Annotated in this window: 19 protein-coding genes; all 19 read right to left on the reverse strand. The window is 47.3% G+C overall.

Annotated features, from left to right (window positions below; translation table 11 throughout):
* Window positions 1-7 precede the first annotated feature (7 nt).
* Window positions 8-643, reverse strand: coding sequence for a flagellar hook assembly protein FlgD (flgD, locus tag ACNA6I_RS07145; RefSeq protein WP_048004050.1), 636 nt, complete (start codon window positions 641-643; stop codon window positions 8-10).
* The gene (locus tag ACNA6I_RS07150; protein WP_416313108.1) at window positions 640-1,806 is read right to left on the reverse strand and encodes a flagellar hook-length control protein FliK; all 1,167 of its coding nucleotides are present in this window, start codon (window positions 1,804-1,806) and stop codon (window positions 640-642) included. The genes flgD and ACNA6I_RS07150 overlap by 4 nt, the downstream gene beginning before the upstream one ends.
* Window positions 1,803-2,393 (reverse strand): MotE family protein, encoded by a 591-nt coding sequence (locus tag ACNA6I_RS07155; RefSeq protein ID WP_048004052.1) that lies wholly within the window; start codon window positions 2,391-2,393, stop codon window positions 1,803-1,805. Before ACNA6I_RS07155 ends, ACNA6I_RS07150 begins: the two co-directional genes overlap by 4 nt.
* Window positions 2,394-2,399: 6 nt before the next feature.
* Window positions 2,400-2,846: a flagellar export protein FliJ gene (gene fliJ / locus ACNA6I_RS07160; RefSeq protein WP_048004053.1), complete on the reverse strand. Its 447-nt coding sequence runs from the start codon at window positions 2,844-2,846 to the stop codon at window positions 2,400-2,402.
* Between the two features lie 4 nt (window positions 2,847-2,850).
* On the reverse strand, window positions 2,851-4,170 hold the full coding sequence (fliI, locus tag ACNA6I_RS07165) for a flagellar protein export ATPase FliI (protein WP_416313109.1): 1,320 nt from the start codon (window positions 4,168-4,170) through the stop codon (window positions 2,851-2,853).
* The gene (fliH, locus tag ACNA6I_RS07170; protein ID WP_048004055.1) at window positions 4,167-4,901 is read right to left on the reverse strand and encodes a flagellar assembly protein FliH; all 735 of its coding nucleotides are present in this window, start codon (window positions 4,899-4,901) and stop codon (window positions 4,167-4,169) included. The genes fliI and fliH overlap by 4 nt, the downstream gene beginning before the upstream one ends.
* On the reverse strand, window positions 4,894-5,904 hold the full coding sequence (fliG, locus tag ACNA6I_RS07175; RefSeq protein WP_048004056.1) for a flagellar motor switch protein FliG: 1,011 nt from the start codon (window positions 5,902-5,904) through the stop codon (window positions 4,894-4,896). Before fliG ends, fliH begins: the two co-directional genes overlap by 8 nt.
* Before the next feature lie 10 nt (window positions 5,905-5,914).
* A complete protein-coding gene (gene fliF / locus ACNA6I_RS07180) occupies window positions 5,915-7,510 on the reverse strand; it encodes a flagellar basal-body MS-ring/collar protein FliF (protein WP_048015552.1) in 1,596 nt (531 codons plus the stop codon).
* A gap of 30 nt (window positions 7,511-7,540) precedes the next feature.
* On the reverse strand, window positions 7,541-7,801 hold the full coding sequence (gene fliE, locus ACNA6I_RS07185) for a flagellar hook-basal body complex protein FliE (RefSeq protein WP_048004520.1): 261 nt from the start codon (window positions 7,799-7,801) through the stop codon (window positions 7,541-7,543).
* A 53-nt stretch (window positions 7,802-7,854) separates the two neighbouring features.
* The gene (gene flgC, locus ACNA6I_RS07190) at window positions 7,855-8,310 is read right to left on the reverse strand and encodes a flagellar basal body rod protein FlgC (RefSeq protein WP_048004058.1); all 456 of its coding nucleotides are present in this window, start codon (window positions 8,308-8,310) and stop codon (window positions 7,855-7,857) included.
* 2 nt (window positions 8,311-8,312) lie between these two features.
* Window positions 8,313-8,702 carry a flagellar basal body rod protein FlgB gene (gene flgB / locus ACNA6I_RS07195; protein ID WP_048013074.1) on the reverse strand — a complete coding sequence of 130 codons (390 nt, stop codon included), beginning with the start codon at window positions 8,700-8,702 and terminating at the stop codon, window positions 8,313-8,315.
* A gap of 581 nt (window positions 8,703-9,283) precedes the next feature.
* Window positions 9,284-10,063 (reverse strand): GTP-sensing pleiotropic transcriptional regulator CodY, encoded by a 780-nt coding sequence (gene codY, locus ACNA6I_RS07200; RefSeq protein WP_048004060.1) that lies wholly within the window; start codon window positions 10,061-10,063, stop codon window positions 9,284-9,286.
* A 93-nt stretch (window positions 10,064-10,156) separates the two neighbouring features.
* A complete protein-coding gene (gene hslU / locus ACNA6I_RS07205; RefSeq protein WP_048015551.1) occupies window positions 10,157-11,566 on the reverse strand; it encodes an HslU--HslV peptidase ATPase subunit in 1,410 nt (469 codons plus the stop codon).
* Between the two features lie 37 nt (window positions 11,567-11,603).
* Window positions 11,604-12,146, reverse strand: a complete 543-nt coding sequence (gene hslV / locus ACNA6I_RS07210; RefSeq protein WP_048004521.1) for an ATP-dependent protease subunit HslV — start codon at window positions 12,144-12,146, stop codon at window positions 11,604-11,606.
* Window positions 12,147-12,166: 20 nt separating this feature from the next.
* Complete coding sequence (gene xerC, locus ACNA6I_RS07215) at window positions 12,167-13,060, reverse strand: tyrosine recombinase XerC (RefSeq protein ID WP_048004062.1); 894 nt, start codon at window positions 13,058-13,060, stop codon at window positions 12,167-12,169.
* Between the two features lie 336 nt (window positions 13,061-13,396).
* Window positions 13,397-15,475, reverse strand: a complete 2,079-nt coding sequence (gene topA, locus ACNA6I_RS07220; protein ID WP_048004063.1) for a type I DNA topoisomerase — start codon at window positions 15,473-15,475, stop codon at window positions 13,397-13,399.
* Between the two features lie 249 nt (window positions 15,476-15,724).
* Window positions 15,725-16,597 carry a DNA-processing protein DprA gene (gene dprA / locus ACNA6I_RS07225; RefSeq protein ID WP_048004064.1) on the reverse strand — a complete coding sequence of 291 codons (873 nt, stop codon included), beginning with the start codon at window positions 16,595-16,597 and terminating at the stop codon, window positions 15,725-15,727.
* 63 nt (window positions 16,598-16,660) lie between these two features.
* The gene (sucD, locus tag ACNA6I_RS07230; RefSeq protein WP_048004065.1) at window positions 16,661-17,563 is read right to left on the reverse strand and encodes a succinate--CoA ligase subunit alpha; all 903 of its coding nucleotides are present in this window, start codon (window positions 17,561-17,563) and stop codon (window positions 16,661-16,663) included.
* Window positions 17,564-17,579: 16 nt separating this feature from the next.
* A complete protein-coding gene (gene sucC / locus ACNA6I_RS07235; RefSeq protein WP_048004066.1) occupies window positions 17,580-18,740 on the reverse strand; it encodes an ADP-forming succinate--CoA ligase subunit beta in 1,161 nt (386 codons plus the stop codon).
* Window positions 18,741-18,898 lie beyond the last annotated feature (158 nt).

The following is an 18,898-nucleotide window of genomic DNA, read 5'->3' on the forward strand; positions in this document are numbered from 1 at the left end:
TTCTCTTTTAGGCTTTAGGCGTCTCGATTGCCGTCAAATCGCCTGACTTGATCTTTTCTCCAGAGGCCAAATGGATCCAAATGGCCGAATCCTTCTTGGAAACGGACTGGACCACTCCTTGCTTGACCTCTTCCCCTTCTTGCCAGGATACCAATTTACCGATCAGCATCGTGGCATTTACGAGAGTGGTATCACCGGGTGCAGTCTGGTTCACCTGTGAGATATTGGCCGGCGTCAGGATACTATCGTCTTCCATGATGAATTCAACCGATTGGTTCTTGAAACGCACTCCCTTGATGATTCCTTCCCCCTGCTCGATGGCAGCATCCTCTCCTTCACCAGACAGCTTGTGCCAGGTGACCTGCTTCCCGACGAATGAATTGTATGAAATCAAACGGCTCTGTGCTTCCGCTTCAACAAAACCTTCCATCGTCTTATTCAGATTGGTCATCTGCTCCAAGGACGAGAATGTAGCCATCTGTGCGATAAAATCTTTGTCCTGCATAGGGTTCATGGGATCCTGATTCTGAAGCTGGGTCATCAGGATTTTAAGAAAGTCATCCTTGCCGAGAATATCATTTGCGCCTGAACGCTTCTCCGGTTGAAGATTCGAGTAAAGTAAACCGGGATCAATTTTCGTCATGTTATCACCTGTTCATTCTTTATAAGTAACTCTTTGAAATCCGTATCTGAATCTGGTTCCCTCTCCTGTCCGTCCTGTTTCTGTCCGTGTTCTTTGGACTGCTGTTGTGATTGTCCCCTGAAGGCTCTTTCAGGATCGCTCAGACTCTGTGACAGTTCGATTTTATCCACCTGGATATTCTGAGAGTGAAAAGCCTGCTTCAATCCCTGCAGATGGGAATCGAGCATCTCCTTGGCCGATGCAGATGATGCCATGATCTTTGCGGTCATCACACCGTTTTGCTGAAGGAGCTCGATCCTCACGGAACCCAGATGTTCAGGATAAAGCTTGATGAACAATTTGCTCATCGAACCCATCGATGAAAACTGGGACTTGCCCAAAAGGTTCTGAAACTGCTGGACAAAGCTTTCAGGCTGTTCAGGTTTCAGGAAAAGACTTGCTTTCATTGTGGCTGTGCCTTGGACAGAAGTGGATGGTTGGAATGCATTCACACCAGATGGAACCTCACGTACCATCTTTTCCACCTGATTCCCGGCCTTCAGTTCGGGTTCTTTCCGACTTGCCCCTTGCCCGGATCCTTCCATCCTGACCAGAAGTTCTTTAAGGGCCTCTTTAATCTGGATCGACTCATAAGTGCTGTTCCACTCGGATTTGCCCGCGGCACTTAAAAGTTCCATTGCCCTGATCAGCTTGACCGCCTGCTCAAGCGGCTGCGACTTCATTTCTGTCGGCAGCTCCTTTGAAAGCTGAAGGATCCCGGCAACGAGCTCTCGAAGATCATCAGGGGGTTCAATCTTTCCAGGCATGACATGCATCTCTTTCAACAGATCAGCATGATAGGCCTGGAGAGTCTCCACATCGATTCCAAGCATCTCTGCCACGTCCTCCATGGTGATCTCTTCATGCCCTGACTGTGCCTCTACCTCTTCTTCGGAGAATCCTAGACTTGACAGGCTGTCTGTCTGAAGAAGCAGTTGAAGACTCTTCAGGAGCGAAGGCTTCTCTGCTGCATCGGGCATTATTCCACCCTCCTGTATTTGTCCGAGAAAGCCCAGAAGCTGAGAAGTGAAGATTGCCCCTTCTCCTGCTGCCGTCTCTCCTTGCGCTTGGGAGGACGAGGACAGGGCACCCAGCTGGTTCATCAGTGGATTGATCTGCATCATCGGTCCCCTCCTTCTTCCGCCGTGATCATGCCCGTGTACTTGGCTGCATCAGCCGGGGGCATTTTTTCAAGGATGGACGCCAATGTCGCCGGCTTGATGCTCGACAGAATCTTGACGGCATCGTCATCTTTCATATTCAGGATGACAGGGGCTGCATTCTTTGCCGACATCGCTTCATAGGTCGAGATGATCTCTTTGAAGGAACGCTTACTTTCGTCGCCGGTTTGACGGAGTTCCTCCATTTCGGAAGACTGTTGCTCCATGGATGCATTCAACCCGTCCACTTCTTTTGTTTTTTGCTCAAGAGAAGAGCTCAGCTGAGCAATTTCGGCTTTTTGATCTTCTATGACCGCCTTGAGGGCATCCGTGTTTTCTTTCTCGGTATCAGCGGACGCCGGTTCCTTATCGTCGGTAAACGGGATGCTGATTCCGAGGGATTGTGCTTTTTCGAATACATTTGTTCCTGTTGCCGTCAAAACCACCAGCGTGACGACAATGATGAACAGGATCGGGATCAGGACGATGAATACGAATTTTTGGAATCGCCCGTGAGGCTGAGGGCCGTCGATTTCGTTTGATTTAGCCATTTTTCGTCACCTGACTTCCTGCTTCATGTACTGGGTTACGGAAACTTCATCCAACTGCTTGTTTTCTTCCGCCTGAAGGTTTCCAAGAAAGGCTTTAAAATCCTTTTCTTTCAACCTTTCATACTTTTTTACTTCGATATTCATCTCGATCATTTTTTCTTCAAACCAGTTCATCCTGTTTCTTGCCTGTACCACAAGGTTCTGAAAGTAAGAAATGGTCTTCTCGAGATTCGTGATGAACTGCTGATGATGCCTGATATCGAGGATCGATAACCCGGTAGAAAGCTTCTCAACCTGCATGGCCTCCAGGGTCTCTTTCTTCTTCAGCGCCTCATATAATTGTTCCGCAGCTTCTTGGAATTTTGACACACTGGATTTGTACTGTTCTTGCATCTCTTCTTTTTCCTGCTCCTTTAAGGTAAGGATCCGCTCGAATCGATATTCATAGTTCATGCTTTCATTCACCCGTTTCCGCCAGCTGTATTAGCTCTTCCACACTTTCCTTGAAAGAGCGCTTCTCCATGACATCCTGTTTCAAATAAGAAATGATGGCCGGATAGTAGTCGATGGCTTCATCCACTTCCCGAGAAGAACCCTTTTTGTATGCTCCGATCTGAATCAGGTCTTCCGATTTCAAATACGTACTGAGAAGTTCGCGGATCCGGGTTGCAGCTTGTTTGTGCTCAGGATCCGCAAGATGATTCATCAATCGGCTGACACTTTTCAGAAGATTGATAGCCGGGTACTGCCCTCTATTGGCAATATCCCGATCCAGGACGATATGGCCGTCCAAAATTCCACGCACCGTATCGGAAATCGGTTCGTTGAGATCATCCCCATCCACCAGCACGGTGTAAAAAGCTGTGATGCTTCCATTTGTATTGATTCCGGTCCGTTCCAAAAGTTTTGGAAGGATGGCGAATACGGACGGAGTATACCCTTTCGTGGTGGGTGGCTCGCCTACAGCAAGACCGATTTCACGCTGTGCCATCGCCACCCTTGTAGCAGAGTCCATCATCAGCATCACATTCATTCCCTTGTCACGGAAGTATTCAGCGATGGCCGTGGCGGTAAAAGCTCCTTTGATCCTTTTAAGAGCTGGCTGATCTGACGTTGCGGCAACCACGATCGTCCGCTTCAGTCCTTCCTCGCCAAGGTCTCTCTCAATGAATTCCCTCACCTCTCTGCCACGTTCCCCCACAAGGGCGATGACGTTCAGGTCGGCTTTCGTATTCCTGGCAATCATTCCGAGCAGGGTGCTTTTTCCGACCCCGCTCCCTGCAAATATACCGATTCTCTGCCCCTTGCCAACTGTGAGCATACTGTCGATCGCCTTCACACCGACCTCCATGACTTCATCAATCGGAGGACGTGACAGTGGATTTGGGGATTCTTTTTCCGTGTGGACAGAACTAAGTCCATATGGAAGGGAACTGCCGTCAAGGGGATTTCCAAGGGAGTCGATGACCTTCCCGATCAATGACGGTCCGACCTTGATTTCAAGCGGTTTTTCCGTGGCTTCCACCAGGCTGCCCGGAGCGATGTCCTGCATACTCGTATACGGCATCAAAATGACCAGGTCCCCATTGAATCCGACCACTTCTGCAGGAATGATTTTCTCTTTCCCCCTGCTTTTCATATGGATATGGCACACTTCACCCACAGAGCTCTCAGGTCCTTGGGATTCAATCATCAGGCCTACTACGCGATGGACTTTTCCGTATTTTTTGAATGTGGGGGTCTTGGGGATGAAATCCAGAAGTTCACTCGCTTTCATCCTTCCTCCTCCATCCGCTCAAGAAGCTTCCTTTTCAATTCCTCAAGCTGGGAATCGACGGAAAGGACGATTCTCCCCTGCTTTGTTTCCATGTAACACTCCATAGGATCGAGATCATCGTTCGCATAGACGAATAATTGCACTTCTGCGGGGAACATCGCTTCCAGTTCACTTTTATGCTCCATAAGAAGGGGGTGCCTGGATGGGTGGATATGGATCCGCACTTCCGGCAGATCCCTGACTTCCTTGAGTCCTCTCTGAAGGAAAGGGATGAAACGCTCTTCATCTTCGAGTTCCTGTTGGATGATTGTCCCAGCACACTTGACACCAAGGGACAGGATGACCTTCTCTGCACGCTCAATGTAAGAGTAATAGTTTTCTCGATTGTGCTCGACAATCCGATTCGCTTCGTCGATGATTCCGGTATAAGCATTGTAACCAGCTTGTTTTCCTTCCTGTTCCCCCAGCAAATAGCCTTCATTGTAAGCTTCTTCCATGAGGCGTTCCCTTTCCTTTTCCCACTCTCTCCTGGCCGTTTGAATAGATTCCTGGATCCGTTGGTGTTCACGCCGTGCATCGTCAAGGAGAAGATCCGCTTCCATTCTTGCATTCTCCAGAAGGGCATCAGTAGCTGCGCCGTGGTCTGGTGTGTCACCCACGCGTGAGAGGATTTTTCTGGGTTCGATGATCTTGCTGCCGCGCTCGGCGGCATTTTTGATGATCTTAGACAATGATATCGTCTCCCCCGCCTCTGGCGATGATGATTTCTCCCGAGTCTTCGAGTCGTCTGATAATGGACACGATCCTTGATTGGGCTTCTTCTACGTCTTTCAAGCGGACCGGCCCCATGAATTCCATCTCTTCTTTGATCGTTTCGACCATGCGGCTCGACATATTCTTGAATACGACATTCTTGACGTCATCAGCCGAGACTTTAAGGGCAAGGAGCAGGTCTTCATTCTCACAATCCCGTATGACGCGTTGGATGGAGCGGCTGTCAAGGGTCACGATATCCTCAAAGACGAACATCCGCTTCTTGATTTCTTCAGCCAACTCGGGATCTTGTATTTCCAGCGAGTCGAGAATCGTTTTTTCCGTGGAACGATCTACCCCGTTCAGCACTTCAACTACCGCCTCTACTCCGCCTGTCTGCGTATAATCCTGTGTGACGGTGGCTGACAGCTTCTTCTCAAGGATGGCTTCGACTTCACTGATCACTTCAGGAGAGGTGCCATCCATCAAGGCGATCCTGCGCGCAATATCCGCTTGGACCTCTTGAGGAAGTTCAGAAAGGATTTGTCCTGCCTGTTGCGGATCAAGATAGGAAAGTATGAGCGCAATCGTTTGAGGATGCTCATTCTGAATAAAATTCAGGATTTGGGCTGCATCGGCTTTGCGGGCAAAATCGAATGGTCGAACCTGAAGGGAAGACGTTAAACGATTTATGATGGCTGTTGCTTGATCGGCTCCCAATGCCTTTTCTAAAACGGTCTTCGCATAACCTATACCGCCCTGTGAAATATAATCTTGGGCCATGGCAATGTGATGAAACTCTTCCAAAATCCCTTCTTTCGCCTCCGTCTCCACCTTTTTCACACCGGAGATCTCAAGGGTGAGCTTTTCAATTTCTTCTTCTGAAAGATGCTTGTACACCGATGCCGATACATCCGGCCCAAGGGAGATCAGGAGAATCGCTGCCTTTTGCTTACCTGTTAGTCCTTTTTCTCTTCTCATTCCGATCCCCCTATTCTTCCGCTAACCACGTGCGCAGTAATTTTGCAAATTCTTCAGGTTTGTCTTTGGCCATCTTTTCAAGCTGCTTCCTCCTGATGGTGGCCTCTGTTTCCTGTTTCGGTTCAATATCCGGGATGGGAGCCTGTTCCAATTTCTCTTCCACGAAAAGCTCTTCCACTTCTTCTTCTTTTTTCCTTGAGCGAACGATCATGATGACGAGGAGGATGATCACAAGTAGCAGCACCCCTCCGACTGCATAGATCCACCAAGGCAGGCCGGTGGTTTTCTCGTCGTTCAACTCCACCTTGCCGTTGAAAGGCTGTACAGACACGACGACCTTATCACTCAGTTCCTGATCGGTCAGATCGGGAACTTCATCTTTGTCGATGGACGTACGGATGATCGTTGACAGAACCTGCTGAATATCGTCAACCCTTGATTGCGGAAGTGAATTCAAGTTGTCTGGCTCTGGTGGTTCGACCATGACCTGTATTCCGATATCCCTTACCTTATATGGACTCTCTGTGATTTCTTTCTTGATTCTGTTCACTTCGTTATTAATGGTTTCTTCCATTTTTTCGTAGTCACCATTTGACGCACTGCCTGATCCATATGTAATACCGCTGTTTGTCGGTTCATTGCCGTCACCTGCACCAGGTGTACCCCCGTCGGCCGCACCTTCACCGGAGTATGTTTCATTGATCCGCTGTGCACTGACTGCAATTCCTTCCATATTTTCCTCATCTACAGGAGTTATGAGGTTTTCTTCCCTATTTTCCTGGGTAAAGTCAATATCAGTTGTAACGGACACGACGACCTTATTGAAGCCGATCATCGTTCCAAGCATATTTTGGACCTGTCGCTGAAGATCACGCTCCACTTCCTTTTTGATCTCCATTTGCCCAGCCACTGCGCTGCTTCCTGCATTTTGTGAATCAAGATCGAAGTACTCGAAATTTTGATTCATGATCACGATATTATCCGTAGGAAGCTTAGGTACACTTTTGGAAACCAGGTGATAAAGGGATTTGATCTGTCTCTGGTCCATTGTGAATCCCGGATTGGTATTCAATACGATGGACGCAGAGCCCTGCTGATTCTCATCGCTCACGAATACCTGCTCGGCCGGCATGTTGATCATGACCTTTGCATCTTTCACGCCGTCGATGCTCTTCATAAGATCTGCCAGTTCGGTCTGCATGGCATCCAGCTTCAATACATTGAATTCATTATCCGTCATACCGAATCCGGCGTTTTGACTAAAGAAGGAATAATCGATGCTTCCTGAATTCGGGATGCCTTCCGCGGCAAGCTCCACCTTCAATGTATCCACCTGTTCCTTCGGGACCATGATCGTCGTTCCACCGTCGGAAATTTCCGAAGTGATCCCCCGTCCATCGAGGTTTTCCTTGATCGTCCCTGTTTCAGATACGGAAAGATTACTGTATAAAGGCACAAGATCTGTTCTGGTTGCAAAGAAACTGATGATGGCAATCAAGATGAGGATGAGCAGTAAACCGATCCCCATTCCGGCTTTTTGTTTTCGGGAACGACTGACCCAAAACGTTTTTATCTGATCTTTATATTTCGTAAGCGATTCATTCATTACAATCCTCCGGTACTAGTGCCAAACGACTTACATTGGCATTCTCATGATTTCCTGATAGGCTTCAATCACTTTGTTTCTCACTTCCATGGTAGTCTGCATGGTGATGCTTGCTTTTTGGGATGCAATCATGACGGAATGCAGATCCACATTTTCCCCCATCACCAGTTTTTTGGTCATTTCATCGGATTGAAGCTGGCTCTTGTTTACTTCATCGATCGTATCCTTCAGTAACTTGCCAAACCCCGCTTCTCCGGTTTTCGTTTCATTTATCTTGACTGACGGTATCATCATACCGCCTTGTACAGAATTGACTCCTGAGATCGCCAAGTGCTTCCCCTCCCTTATTTACCTATTTCAAGTGCTTTTGACAGCATGGATTTATTGGCATTGAACACCGTCACATTCGCCTCATAGGAACGAGTAGCCGAAATGAGATCGACCATTTCACGCAAAGGATCTACATTCGGCAGCCTTACGTATCCTTCAGCATCGGCATCCGGATTTTCCGGGTCATACTGCATCTTATAGGGCGTTTGGGTATCTTCTTCTATCCTTGAGACCTGAACACCGCTCCCAGGGGAATCAGTTTTGCCCATTGCCTGGTTCAAGAATGAAGTGAACCCTCCGCCTTTACTTTCCATCACGACGCTCTTGCGCGTATAGGGTTGCCACACGCCGTCAACAAGCCTCCCCCTCGTTGTATCCACATTGGCCATATTGGACGAGATCGTGTCCATCCTAAGCCGCTGTGCGGTAAGGGCCGACGCCGTGGTATTCATTCCTGCAAAGATGGTCATACTTATTTCCCTCCTTTAATGACTGACTGGAGGCTGTTGAATTTACCGCTCAGTCTATCTGTTACGGCATTATAATAGATTTGATTGGAAGCAAGGTCTGACATTTCCTGATCCAAGTCGACCCCATTCCCGTTATGATTGTATTCATTGGGTTGTTTGATTGAAATTCGACTGCTAGAGGGCTGTGAGTGAAAGGCGAAGTGCCTTGAGTCCGTCCTGGTTGCTTCCAGCGCATTCATGGAATCCTGAAGCACCTGACTGAACTCTGCTTTTTTCGCTTTATAATTCGGGGTATCCACGTTGGCTATATTTTGTGATATGGTCCGTTGATTCAGCGAAGCATAGTCAAGACCTCGTTCAAGAACTGAAAATGTATTGGAAAAAATGTTCACTATATCCACCTCTAACTAGTTATTTTACAAATTACTACTTAGTTTGACATATTTATCATGCAACAGTATTTATTGTAATGTTTCGTACAGGTAGTGTCTATGAAATTTCCGTAAAAATGATAGAACTTTGTCGATAATTGAAAAAAATATGACTTATAGACTATACAAAATCCTTTTGTTGCCAACCTGCTGAACAAGCGAATCTGGGCTAAAAGAATATAAAAGATCCCTCACCCCTTATTTCATCCGGTTTTGTGACATTGAATGCCCATTTACTTATTGTAATAATTGTAAATCATCGCCTATTTCCGTCGAATGCCGTCGTTCTTGGAATTAATTTAATTGTACTATTCAACAAATGTTTAACAAGGGCTTAAGATTCACCTCATATAGTACTTTTGTTTTATTTTTGGATATTTGTTTATCGTTCTCTGAAGGGATTTACGGGGTGGAAGCTGAATGAAGGCTGTCATAATGGTCATATTCCTGACAAATTCCCGAAAAAGTTTTCTAAGCATATATAGTGATTTTCACAACGCAAAAAAACCCCATCACCGGATAACGATGATGGGGTTCCACTATTAGTTGGTGCGGAGCTTATCCAATTCAACAAGGAATTTATTGTTCAGCACTTTAATGTACGTCCCTTTCATACCTAGGGAGCGTGACTCAATAACGCCGGCACTTTCAAGCTTACGCAGAGCGTTGACAATCACTGAACGGGTGATCCCTACACGGTCAGCAATCTTGGATGCCACGAGCAATCCTTCGTTTCCGTCAAGTTCTTCGAAGATATGTTCAATTGCTTCAAGCTCACTGTACGATAGGGAGCTGATTGCCATTTGAACAACCGCTTTACTACGTGCTTCGACTTCGATCTCATCCGCTTTTTCACGAAGGATCTCCATTCCAACGACCGTTGCACCATATTCACCGAGGATGAGGTCATCATCTTCGAACGAAGCTTCGAGGCGGGCAAGGATAAGGGTTCCCAGTCGCTCTCCACCACCGATAATCGGAACGATTGTGGTCAAGCCGCTGTTGAATAGTTCTTTGTTCTCTACAGGGAACGCAGTGTACTCACTATTCACATCAAGGTTTGGAGATGTTTCCTGTACATTGAAAAGATTTTGCGTGTACTCTTCAGGGAATTGTCGATCTGCGAGCATCTGTTTCATACGCTCATTTTCAATCTGTTGATTGATTGCATAGCCTAGAAGCTTCCCTCTTCTGCTTACAACGAAGACATTCGCTTCGATGACCTGGCTCAATGTTTCGGACATTTCCTTGAAGTTAACTGGTTTACCTGCTGCATTTTGCAGCATGGCATTAATGGTTCTTGTTTTCGCTAGTAAATTCATACGATTTCCTCCTACTACGGCTAAAGTGTTTCTTCTTCAATATATATTGGGATGAATTCATGGTTCTTTACCCATATTCAATCTAAAAAAAACTTATAGAATAAATTGGCTAAGATCCTTATCTTTTGCGATGGCCTTCAGTTTTTCGTCGACATAGCCCGGAGTGATTGAAACGGTTCCCATCGATATATCTGGCGCTTCGAACGATAGATCTTCAAGTAGTTTCTCCATGATGGTATGGAGCCTTCTTGCACCGATGTTATCTGTTTCCTGGTTCACGTCATAGGCGATTTCGGCGAGTCTACGAATAGCATCGTCAGAAAATTCGATTTGTATACCTTCTGTTTCCAGTAACGCAATATATTGCTTGATGATCGCATTATCAGGTTCAACCAGAATCTTCACGAAGTCATCCGTGGACAGCTTCTGAAGCTCGACTCTGATCGGGAAACGCCCCTGAAGTTCCGGAATGAGGTCAGACGGTTTGCTCATATGGAAAGCACCGGCTGCGATGAACAGGACGTGATCCGTTTTCACGGAACCATACTTGGTTACGATTGTGGAACCCTCGACGATCGGCAGGATATCACGCTGTACACCCTCCCTCGACACATCGGCTGACGACTGACCGGAACTCTTGCTCGCGATCTTGTCGATCTCATCGATGAAAATGATCCCGGACTGCTCTGCCCTGAGGACGGCATCCTGCGTCACTTCATCCATGTCGATCAGCTTTTGGGCCTCTTCACTCGTCAGGACGGCACGGGCTTCCTTCACCTTGAGCTTCCTCTTCTTTTTCTTTTTAGGTACAAGATTGCTCAAGGCATCCTGCATATTCATCCCCATCTGTTCCATTCCGGACCCTTGCAGCATATCGAACATCGATGCCTGCTGCTCTTCCACCTCGATGGTAACGAACTCTTCTTCCAGTTCACCGTTGCGAAGCTTTTCCTCAATGACCTTCCTTTTTTCCTGGAGGGACATTTCTTCCTGCTTATCCTGATCATCATCAGAAGATTGGGTTTGATTCCCTCCGAAGATCATTTCGAAAGGGTTTTTATAGGATGAGGACTTTTTCTTTGAAGGAACGACCAGTTCGACGAGACGCTGATCGGCATTTTTTCTAGCGGCCTCTTGCACACCCGCCATCTTCTCTTCCTTCACAAGACGCACCGATGTTTCCACCAGGTCCCTGACCATCGATTCGACATCTCGTCCTACATAACCAACTTCAGTGAATTTCGTTGCTTCCACCTTAACAAACGGTGCACGCACCAGCTTCGCGATCCTTCTGGCTATCTCGGTTTTCCCGACTCCCGTAGGACCCATCATCAGGATATTCTTCGGGATCACTTCGTCCCGCAACTCATCTGAGAGAAGACTTCTCCGGTATCTGTTGCGAAGAGCGACTGCTACAGCCCTCTTGGCATCCTTTTGACCGATGATGAATTGATCGAGACGCTCAACGATCTGCCTCGGCGTTAAATGTTCCGAATTCTTCATTCTCTACACACTCCTTTGCCCCATACGGGAATCTATATCAAAGCTCTTCAACAATGATTTGACTATTCGTATAAACGCAAATTTCAGCTGCAATATTCAGGGATGACCGGGCAATTTCCTTTGCCGTCAGGTGCTCACCGGCATATTGCTTCAATGCGCGTCCCGCAGAAAGGGCATAATTGCCCCCTGAGCCGATAGCAAGGATTCCATCATCCGGTTCGATGACTTCCCCGGTACCCGAAATCAACAAAAGGTGGTCCTGGTCCATCACGATAAGCATGGCTTCAAGCTTTCTCAGGATTTTGTCGCTTCTCCATTGCTTCGCTAGCTCGACGGCAGCCCTCGGTAGATTCCCGTTGAATTCCTGGAGCTTCCCTTCAAACATTTCGGAAAGTGTGAAGGCATCGGCAACCGATCCGGCGAATCCTGCAAGAACCTTGCCATTGAAAAGCTTCCTTACTTTCCTGGCCGTATGTTTCATGACGACCGAATTACCGAATGTCACCTGACCGTCACCGCTCATGGCACAATGACCGTTATGTTGAACGGCGAATATCGTTGTTGCATGAAATTGTTCCATCCTACTCATTCCCTTCTCCATTATGCACGTGGATGATGCGCGAGGTATGACTTCCTCAATTGGTCTTTCGATACATGCGTATACACCTGGGTGGAAGAAAGAGAGGCGTGCCCAAGGAGATCCTGCACGGCCCTCAGGTCCGCCCCGTTATTCAATAGATGCGTGGCGAATGTGTGCCTGAGCATATGAGGGTGAATCTTTCTGGTCAGGGAGGCTTTGTCGATCAGCTTGGTCAGGATCAGCCTGATCCCCCTTTGCGTCAACGGACCTCCCCGATGATTCAGGAAGAGGTGTTTCTCTGACGCATGATTGGCCAAAGACGTCCTCGATCGGTTTATGTATTCCTCCAGTGCATCATGGGCAAAACTCCCGAACGGTACGTACCTCTCCTTGCCACCTTTCCCCCGGACCAGCAGGATCGATAGGGAGAAATCCAGATCATCCAACGTAAGACCCGAGCATTCACTTACCCTCATGCCGGTTGCGTACAGCAGCTCGAATAGTGCCCTGTTCCTGATCTCGAGGGGTGTGGAATCCCCACAGGCATCAAGGAGTGCTTGTATTTCTTCTTCATAAAAAAACTTCGGCAGCCTCTGCTCCCGCTTCGGAAGATTCACATAAGAAAAAGGGTTCTCAAGGACACGGGCTTCCCTGTTCAGGAAACGATAAAAGCTTCTTATGCTCGATACTTTCCTCGCGACAGAAGCTCTTTTCAAACCTTGATCATGGAGTTTGGTCAAAAACAGCCTTGCATCAGAATACTCGACATCTTTCAAAGAACCTAAACCCTGTTCTTTCATAAATACGTAAAACTCTTCAATATCATGACGATAATGTTCAAATGTATAAGAAGAATAATGCTTCTCTATTTTCAGATAATCGATAAAGGATTGTAGTGAACGTTCTTCATTCATTCGTTAAACACCTCACAAGGGCTACTAAATAGTAACACAACCCCCTGGGGCTTGCAATTCATTTCACCCTTTTTTCACAAAGTTCTGAATTGTTTATCCCATTGGGGGACCTTTTTACATTCAACCCCTTAAAACGGGGCCAACGGGCTGGTCATCCACCATGAAGAATTGTACACCAATTGCGTAAAATAAAAAAGTTTTAAGTATTTTGTAAATTTATGTATAAGGTGGAAACAACAAAAGAACTGACCTGAATGGCATTGAGCTTTCAGGACAGTCCCTTGTTTATTCTATGCTTTTGGAATCCATTCTTCAATAGGAAGAATGACCCTCCGATTACTTTTGTTCTTCTTCCTTATAATCGCAGTTGACACATTGGATCTGATTTCCTTTTTTGAGCTTCTTCTCCACGAGCATTTCGGAACATTTCGGACATTTCCGTTCAATCGGCTTATCCCAGGAAAGGAAGTCGCATTCCGGATATTGATCACATCCGTAGAAGATTCGCTTCTTCTTGCTCTTCCTCTCAATGATATTCCCTTTTTCGCACTTCGGACATTTCACGCCGATTTCCTTGACGATCGGCTTCGTGTTGCGACAGTCAGGGAAGTTGCTGCACGCCATGAATTTTCCGTAGCGTCCCATTTTGAATACCATCGGATGGCCGCATTCTTCACAGTCTTCACCGGCCGGCTCATCCCGGATCTCGACTTTTTCCATTTCATTCTCGGCGATTTCCAGATGCTTCTCGAAATCTTTATAGAAATGCTCGATAATTTTTTCCCATTTTTCATTGCCCTCTTCGATATCATCCAGGCTTTTTTCCATATTGGCGGTAAATTCCACGTCGATGATATCGGGGAAGAATTCCCGTACAAGCTCGAGGACGATCTCCCCGAGTTCGGTAGGGATAAACCGCTTGTTATCAAGGGATACATATCCCCTTCTCTGGATGGTATCCAATGTCGGTGCATATGTGGACGGACGACCGATCCCCAACTCTTCAAGGGTCTTGACGAGTCTGGCCTCGGTGTATCTTGGAGGCGGCTGGGTGAAATGCTGATTCGGGTCGATGGCTTCGGAGGTGACTTTATCCCCTTCTTTGAGGGCGGGAAGGATATTGTCCTTCTCTTCCTTCTGGTCATCCGATCCTTCTACGTAGACCTTCATGAATCCAGGGAATTTCACTTTTGAGCCCGTCGCCCGGAAGAATACTCCTCCATTGACCAGGTCCACACTCATCGTATCCATGACGGCTGGTGCCATTTCACTAGATACGAACCGTTCCCAGATCAGCTTATAGAGCCGGTGCTGATCCCGTGACAGGAATTCCTTCACCGAAGACGGATCCCTCAGGGTGCTGGTAGGCCGGATGGCTTCATGTGCGTCTTGGGCTTTCTGTTGTTTCTTTTCCTTACGGGGACTGGTTTTGAGGAACTCCTCCCCATATTTTCCGACGATGTACTCACCGGCTTCTTTTTGAGCGACTTCTGAAATCCTGGTCGAATCGGTTCTCATATAGGTGATGAAACCGACGGTCCCTTCCTTGCCGCCCATCTCGATTCCTTCATAGAGCTGCTGGGCGAGCATCATGGTCTTTTTCGCCCTGAAGTTGAGCTTACGGGCCGCTTCCTGCTGAAGGGAGGAAGTGGTGAATGGAGGTGCTGGATTACGCTTCCGTTCCTTTTTGGTGACCTTGTCAACAGAGAATGACTTTCCTTTCATCTGTGAAAGGACTTCTTTCACTTCATCTTCATTCTTCAGTTCCACTTTTTTGCCATCGATCCCGTAGAAAGCTGCCGAAAAGCTGTCTTTCCCTTTTTTGAACTGAGCATCGATGGACCAATATTCTTCAGGTGTGAACTCTTTGATTTCATTTTCCCTGTCGATGATCAATCGGACTGCAACCGACTGGACCCGTCCAGCGCTCAGCCCCTTCTTCACTTTTTTCCATAAAAGCGGGCTGATATTGTAACCGACTAGGCGGTCGAGGATCCTTCTTGCCTGCTGTGCATCGACAAGATCCATATTGATGGCCCTCGGGTGCTTGAATGACTCCTTGATGGCATCCTTCGTGATTTCATTGAATACAACACGGCAATCCGATGCGACATCAATGTCCAGACTATGGGCGAGGTGCCATGCTATGGCTTCCCCTTCCCTATCGGGGTCAGCTGCGAGATAGATTTTCTTCACTTTTTTCGCAGCGGTTTTCAATTCTTTCAAGACGGGGCCTTTCCCGCGGATGGTGATATATTTCGGTTCGAATTCGTGTTCAACGTCGACACCCATCTGGGACTTCGGTAAATCCCTGATATGCCCCATGGATGCACGCACTTTATATTTTTTTCCTAAGTAACGCTCGATTGTTTTTGCCTTTGCTGGCGATTCTACGATTACCAGATAATCTGCCATTCATGGGCCTCCTTAAAGAGGAAAATGATCCTTTTTCAATCTTAATTCCCTAAATCTCCCTCCACCAGACAGGTAAGGGAAACGTTTTCAGCAATCGTTGCAGAGCTGAAACGGGGATCCGATTTCTTCATTATGTCTCTCTTCTATTGTTTTTGATACCTGATGCAAAATGTATAACAGTTTCATCATAAATGCAACCATTTTGTACAAAAACCTGTTAAATCATCACGCCATACGGACCGATGACCACTAGGATTGCGATAATTCCTGAAGGATATCCTCTGCTGAAATCACCATTCTGGCCCCCTCCTGAATGAGGCTGTTCGTCCCTTCGGACATGGGTGCGAATAGCGGACCAGGGATGCAGAACACATCTCTCCCCTCGTTCAGTGCATAATCTGCCGTACTATACGTACCGCTTTTCCGCTGTGCCTCCGTCACCAGTACGGCATGACTCAAGCCGCTGATGATCCGGTTCCGCAGTGGGAACTGCCACTTTTCCGGTCTTGTATCGGGAGGATATTCACTGATCATAAGATGGTGGTCCATCATGTGGCTGGCAAGGGCCGCGTTTTCCTTCGGATAAATATGGTCGAAGCCCCCTGCAATGACACCGATGGTTTTTCCACCGCTGCGGATAGTGGTTTCGTGGGCAATCGTATCAGCACCCCGGGCAAGCCCCGATATGACCGTTACGCAGTGTTGGGAGAGGGATGGGATGAGCCGGGTGAGGACCTTTCCAGTGTAGGGGGTGCACTTTCTTGCCCCGATGATAGCTAGTTTCATAGGGGTGTGTAGCAGTTCGGTCCTCCCCTTGCAGAACAGGAGCAGGGGTGGATCATAGACTTCCTTTAGCAGGTCAGGGTATTCTTCATCATGGATGGTCAACCATTCAATCCCTTTATCGGCATAAAGCAGTTTGAGTCTGGCATAGGGGATGGAATGGAATTCTTTATGGAGTTTTGTTGCTTTGTCAAAAGGGATGGAAAGCAGATGTTGTAGTTGAGCGATGGAGGGTAGGGCGGGTGAAGGGTGTTGAAGGGAGGAAAGCAGCTTTAATTTTCGGGTAATGCCGATCTCTCGGCAGTGGGACAGGCGGAATAACGCTTCACGTCTTTTCAGTGAAAGGACCTCCTTTTATGGGTAAGGGAAAAAGGGCTGAGTCCATCAGCCCTTCCCTCTTGATTAATGAGTTTTACATTTATCGTAAATGCCTTTGTCCTTCAGGACGGATATGAGGGTTTCTCCCATGTCGGATGGAGTCGGCGCCACTTCGATTCCGCACTCATTCATGACGCGGATCTTTTCGTCTGCCGTCCCTTTCCCACCTGAAATGATTGCCCCTGCATGTCCCATACGCTTTCCTGGAGGCGCAGTGCGTCCACCGATGAATCCGACAACCGGTTTGGTCATATTCGCTTTGACCCACTCAGCCGCTTCTTCTTCTGCTGTTCCACCAATTTCACCGATCATGATGACAGCATACGTTTCTTCATCTTCGTTGAAGGCTTTCAACACATCGATGAAGTCCGTTCCATTGACCGGGTCTCCGCCGATTCCGACTGCCGTCGTTTGACCGATGCCGGCTTGTGAAAGCTGATGAACCGCCTCATACGTCAATGTACCGGAGCGGGAAACCACGCCCACGTGACCTTTTGTATGGATATAACCAGGCATGATCCCGATCTTACATTCGTCCGGTGTGATGACACCAGGACAGTTAGGACCGACCAGGCGGGTCTTCTTGCCTTCCATATAGCGTTTCACCTTCACCATATCCAGTACCGGGATATGCTCTGTGATACAGATGGCAAGATCCAGTTCAGCATCAACCGCTTCGAGGATCGCATCTGCCGCGAACGGAGCAGGCACATAAATGACAGAAGCATTGGCATTGGTTGCCTTTTTCGCTTCTTCGACTGTATTGAATACAGGTACGCCTTCGACTTCTGTTCCGCCTTTACCAGGAGTCACACCAGCTACGATCTGAGTACCGTACTCAAGCATTTGCTTCGTGTGGAAAAGCGCTGTTGAACCGGTGATTCCCTGTACGATGACTTTTGTATCTTTATTAATAAATACGCTCATTTTTCTCCCGCCTTTCTCAGCCTACTTGCTCAACGATTTTTTGTGCGCCGTCAGCCATTGATTCGGCTGCAATGATATTCAAGCCTGATTGATTCAGGATTTCTTTACCCAGGTCTACGTTCGTACCTTCAAGACGCACGACAAGAGGAACGTCCAGGCCGATCTGTTTCGCCGCTTCCACGACACCCGTTGCGATGACGTCACACTTCATGATTCCACCGAAGATATTGACGAAGATCCCTTTTACGTTTTCATCGGAAAGGATGATTTTGAAGGCTTCCGTTACTTTCTCAGCCGTTGCGCCGCCCCCAACATCAAGGAAGTTGGCGGGATCTCCACCATAATGCTTCACGATATCCATCGTGGCCATGGCAAGGCCAGCTCCATTGACCATGCAACCGATATTTCCGTCAAGGGAGATATAGCTTAGATCATATTTTGATGCTTCGATTTCTTTTGCATCTTCCTCTTCCAGGTCACGCAGGGCAAGGACGTCTTTTTGACGATAAAGAGCATTGGAATCAAAGTTGAATTTTGCATCAAGCGCCATGACATTGCCGTCACCCGTGACAACTAAAGGGTTGATCTCCACAATGGAAGCGTCTTTTTGCAGGTATACCTGATAAAGCCCGAGCATGAACTTGGCTGCTTTACCGACCAATTCCTTCGGGATGTTGATGTTGAATGCAATGCGTCTTGCCTGGAATCCAGTAAGACCCACTACAGGATCGATATACTCTTTGAAGATTTTTTCAGGTGTTTGTTCCGCTACTTCTTCGATCTCAGTACCGCCTTCTTCAGATGCCATGAGCACCACTTGTGAAGTTGCACGATCAAGAACAAGACCGACATAATATTCTTTTTTGATGTCGCAGCCTTCTTCGATAAGTAAGCGCTTTACTTCCTTCCCTTCAGGACCCGTTTGGTGTGTCACCAATGTTTTTCCTAGAAGTTCATCGGCATATGTACGAACATCATCCAAGCTTTTCGCGATTTTGACTCCGCCCGCTTTTCCGCGGCCGCCCGCATGGATCTGAGCTTTTACTACATACACACTTGATTCGAGTGTCTTTGCAGCTTCAACCGCTTCATCGGCAGTGAAGGCCACTTTACCGTTTGGTACGGATACCCCGTTATTTCTGAGGATTTCTTTACCTTGATATTCATGGATATTCATTTTCCATCCTCCTATCGAACTCTTCAAAAAATAGACTGCGCTTTCATTGTATAAAATGATAGATTAGATGTCTACCATTATACTAAAAATATTATATTAATTTAAAAATTCCAACATTTCAAGCGAGGCGGATGCGCCTGCCGAGGAAAGGCGCTTTA

The organism is Rossellomorea sp. FS2 (assembly GCF_047915635.1).
GTDB classification, from domain to species: domain Bacteria; phylum Bacillota; class Bacilli; order Bacillales; family Bacillaceae_B; genus Rossellomorea; species Rossellomorea marisflavi_A.

Bases quoted from the DNA above. Each gene is read 5' to 3' on its own strand.
- flgD (WP_048004050.1), bottom strand. From the start codon at position 643: ATGACGAAAATTGATCCCGGTTTACTTTACTCGAATCTTCAACCGGAG.
- ACNA6I_RS07150 (WP_416313108.1), bottom strand. From the start codon at position 1,806: ATGATGCAGATCAATCCACTGATGAACCAGCTGGGTGCCCTGTCCTCG.
- ACNA6I_RS07155 (WP_048004052.1), bottom strand. From the start codon at position 2,393: ATGGCTAAATCAAACGAAATCGACGGCCCTCAGCCTCACGGGCGATTC.
- fliJ (WP_048004053.1), bottom strand. From the start codon at position 2,846: ATGAACTATGAATATCGATTCGAGCGGATCCTTACCTTAAAGGAGCAG.
- fliI (WP_416313109.1), bottom strand. From the start codon at position 4,170: ATGAAAGCGAGTGAACTTCTGGATTTCATCCCCAAGACCCCCACATTC.
- fliG (WP_048004056.1), bottom strand. From the start codon at position 5,904: ATGAGAAGAGAAAAAGGACTAACAGGTAAGCAAAAGGCAGCGATTCTC.
- fliF (WP_048015552.1), bottom strand. From the start codon at position 7,510: ATGAATGAATCGCTTACGAAATATAAAGATCAGATAAAAACGTTTTGG.
- fliE (WP_048004520.1), bottom strand. From the start codon at position 7,801: ATGATACCGTCAGTCAAGATAAATGAAACGAAAACCGGAGAAGCGGGG.
- flgC (WP_048004058.1), bottom strand. From the start codon at position 8,310: ATGACCATCTTTGCAGGAATGAATACCACGGCGTCGGCCCTTACCGCA.
- codY (WP_048004060.1), bottom strand. From the start codon at position 10,063: ATGAATTTACTAGCGAAAACAAGAACCATTAATGCCATGCTGCAAAAT.
- hslU (WP_048015551.1), bottom strand. From the start codon at position 11,566: ATGAAGAATTCGGAACATTTAACGCCGAGGCAGATCGTTGAGCGTCTC.
- hslV (WP_048004521.1), bottom strand. From the start codon at position 12,146: ATGGAACAATTTCATGCAACAACGATATTCGCCGTTCAACATAACGGT.
- xerC (WP_048004062.1), bottom strand. From the start codon at position 13,060: ATGAATGAAGAACGTTCACTACAATCCTTTATCGATTATCTGAAAATA.
- topA (WP_048004063.1), bottom strand. From the start codon at position 15,475: ATGGCAGATTATCTGGTAATCGTAGAATCGCCAGCAAAGGCAAAAACA.
- sucD (WP_048004065.1), bottom strand. From the start codon at position 17,563: ATGAGCGTATTTATTAATAAAGATACAAAAGTCATCGTACAGGGAATC.
- sucC (WP_048004066.1), bottom strand. From the start codon at position 18,740: ATGAATATCCATGAATATCAAGGTAAAGAAATCCTCAGAAATAACGGG.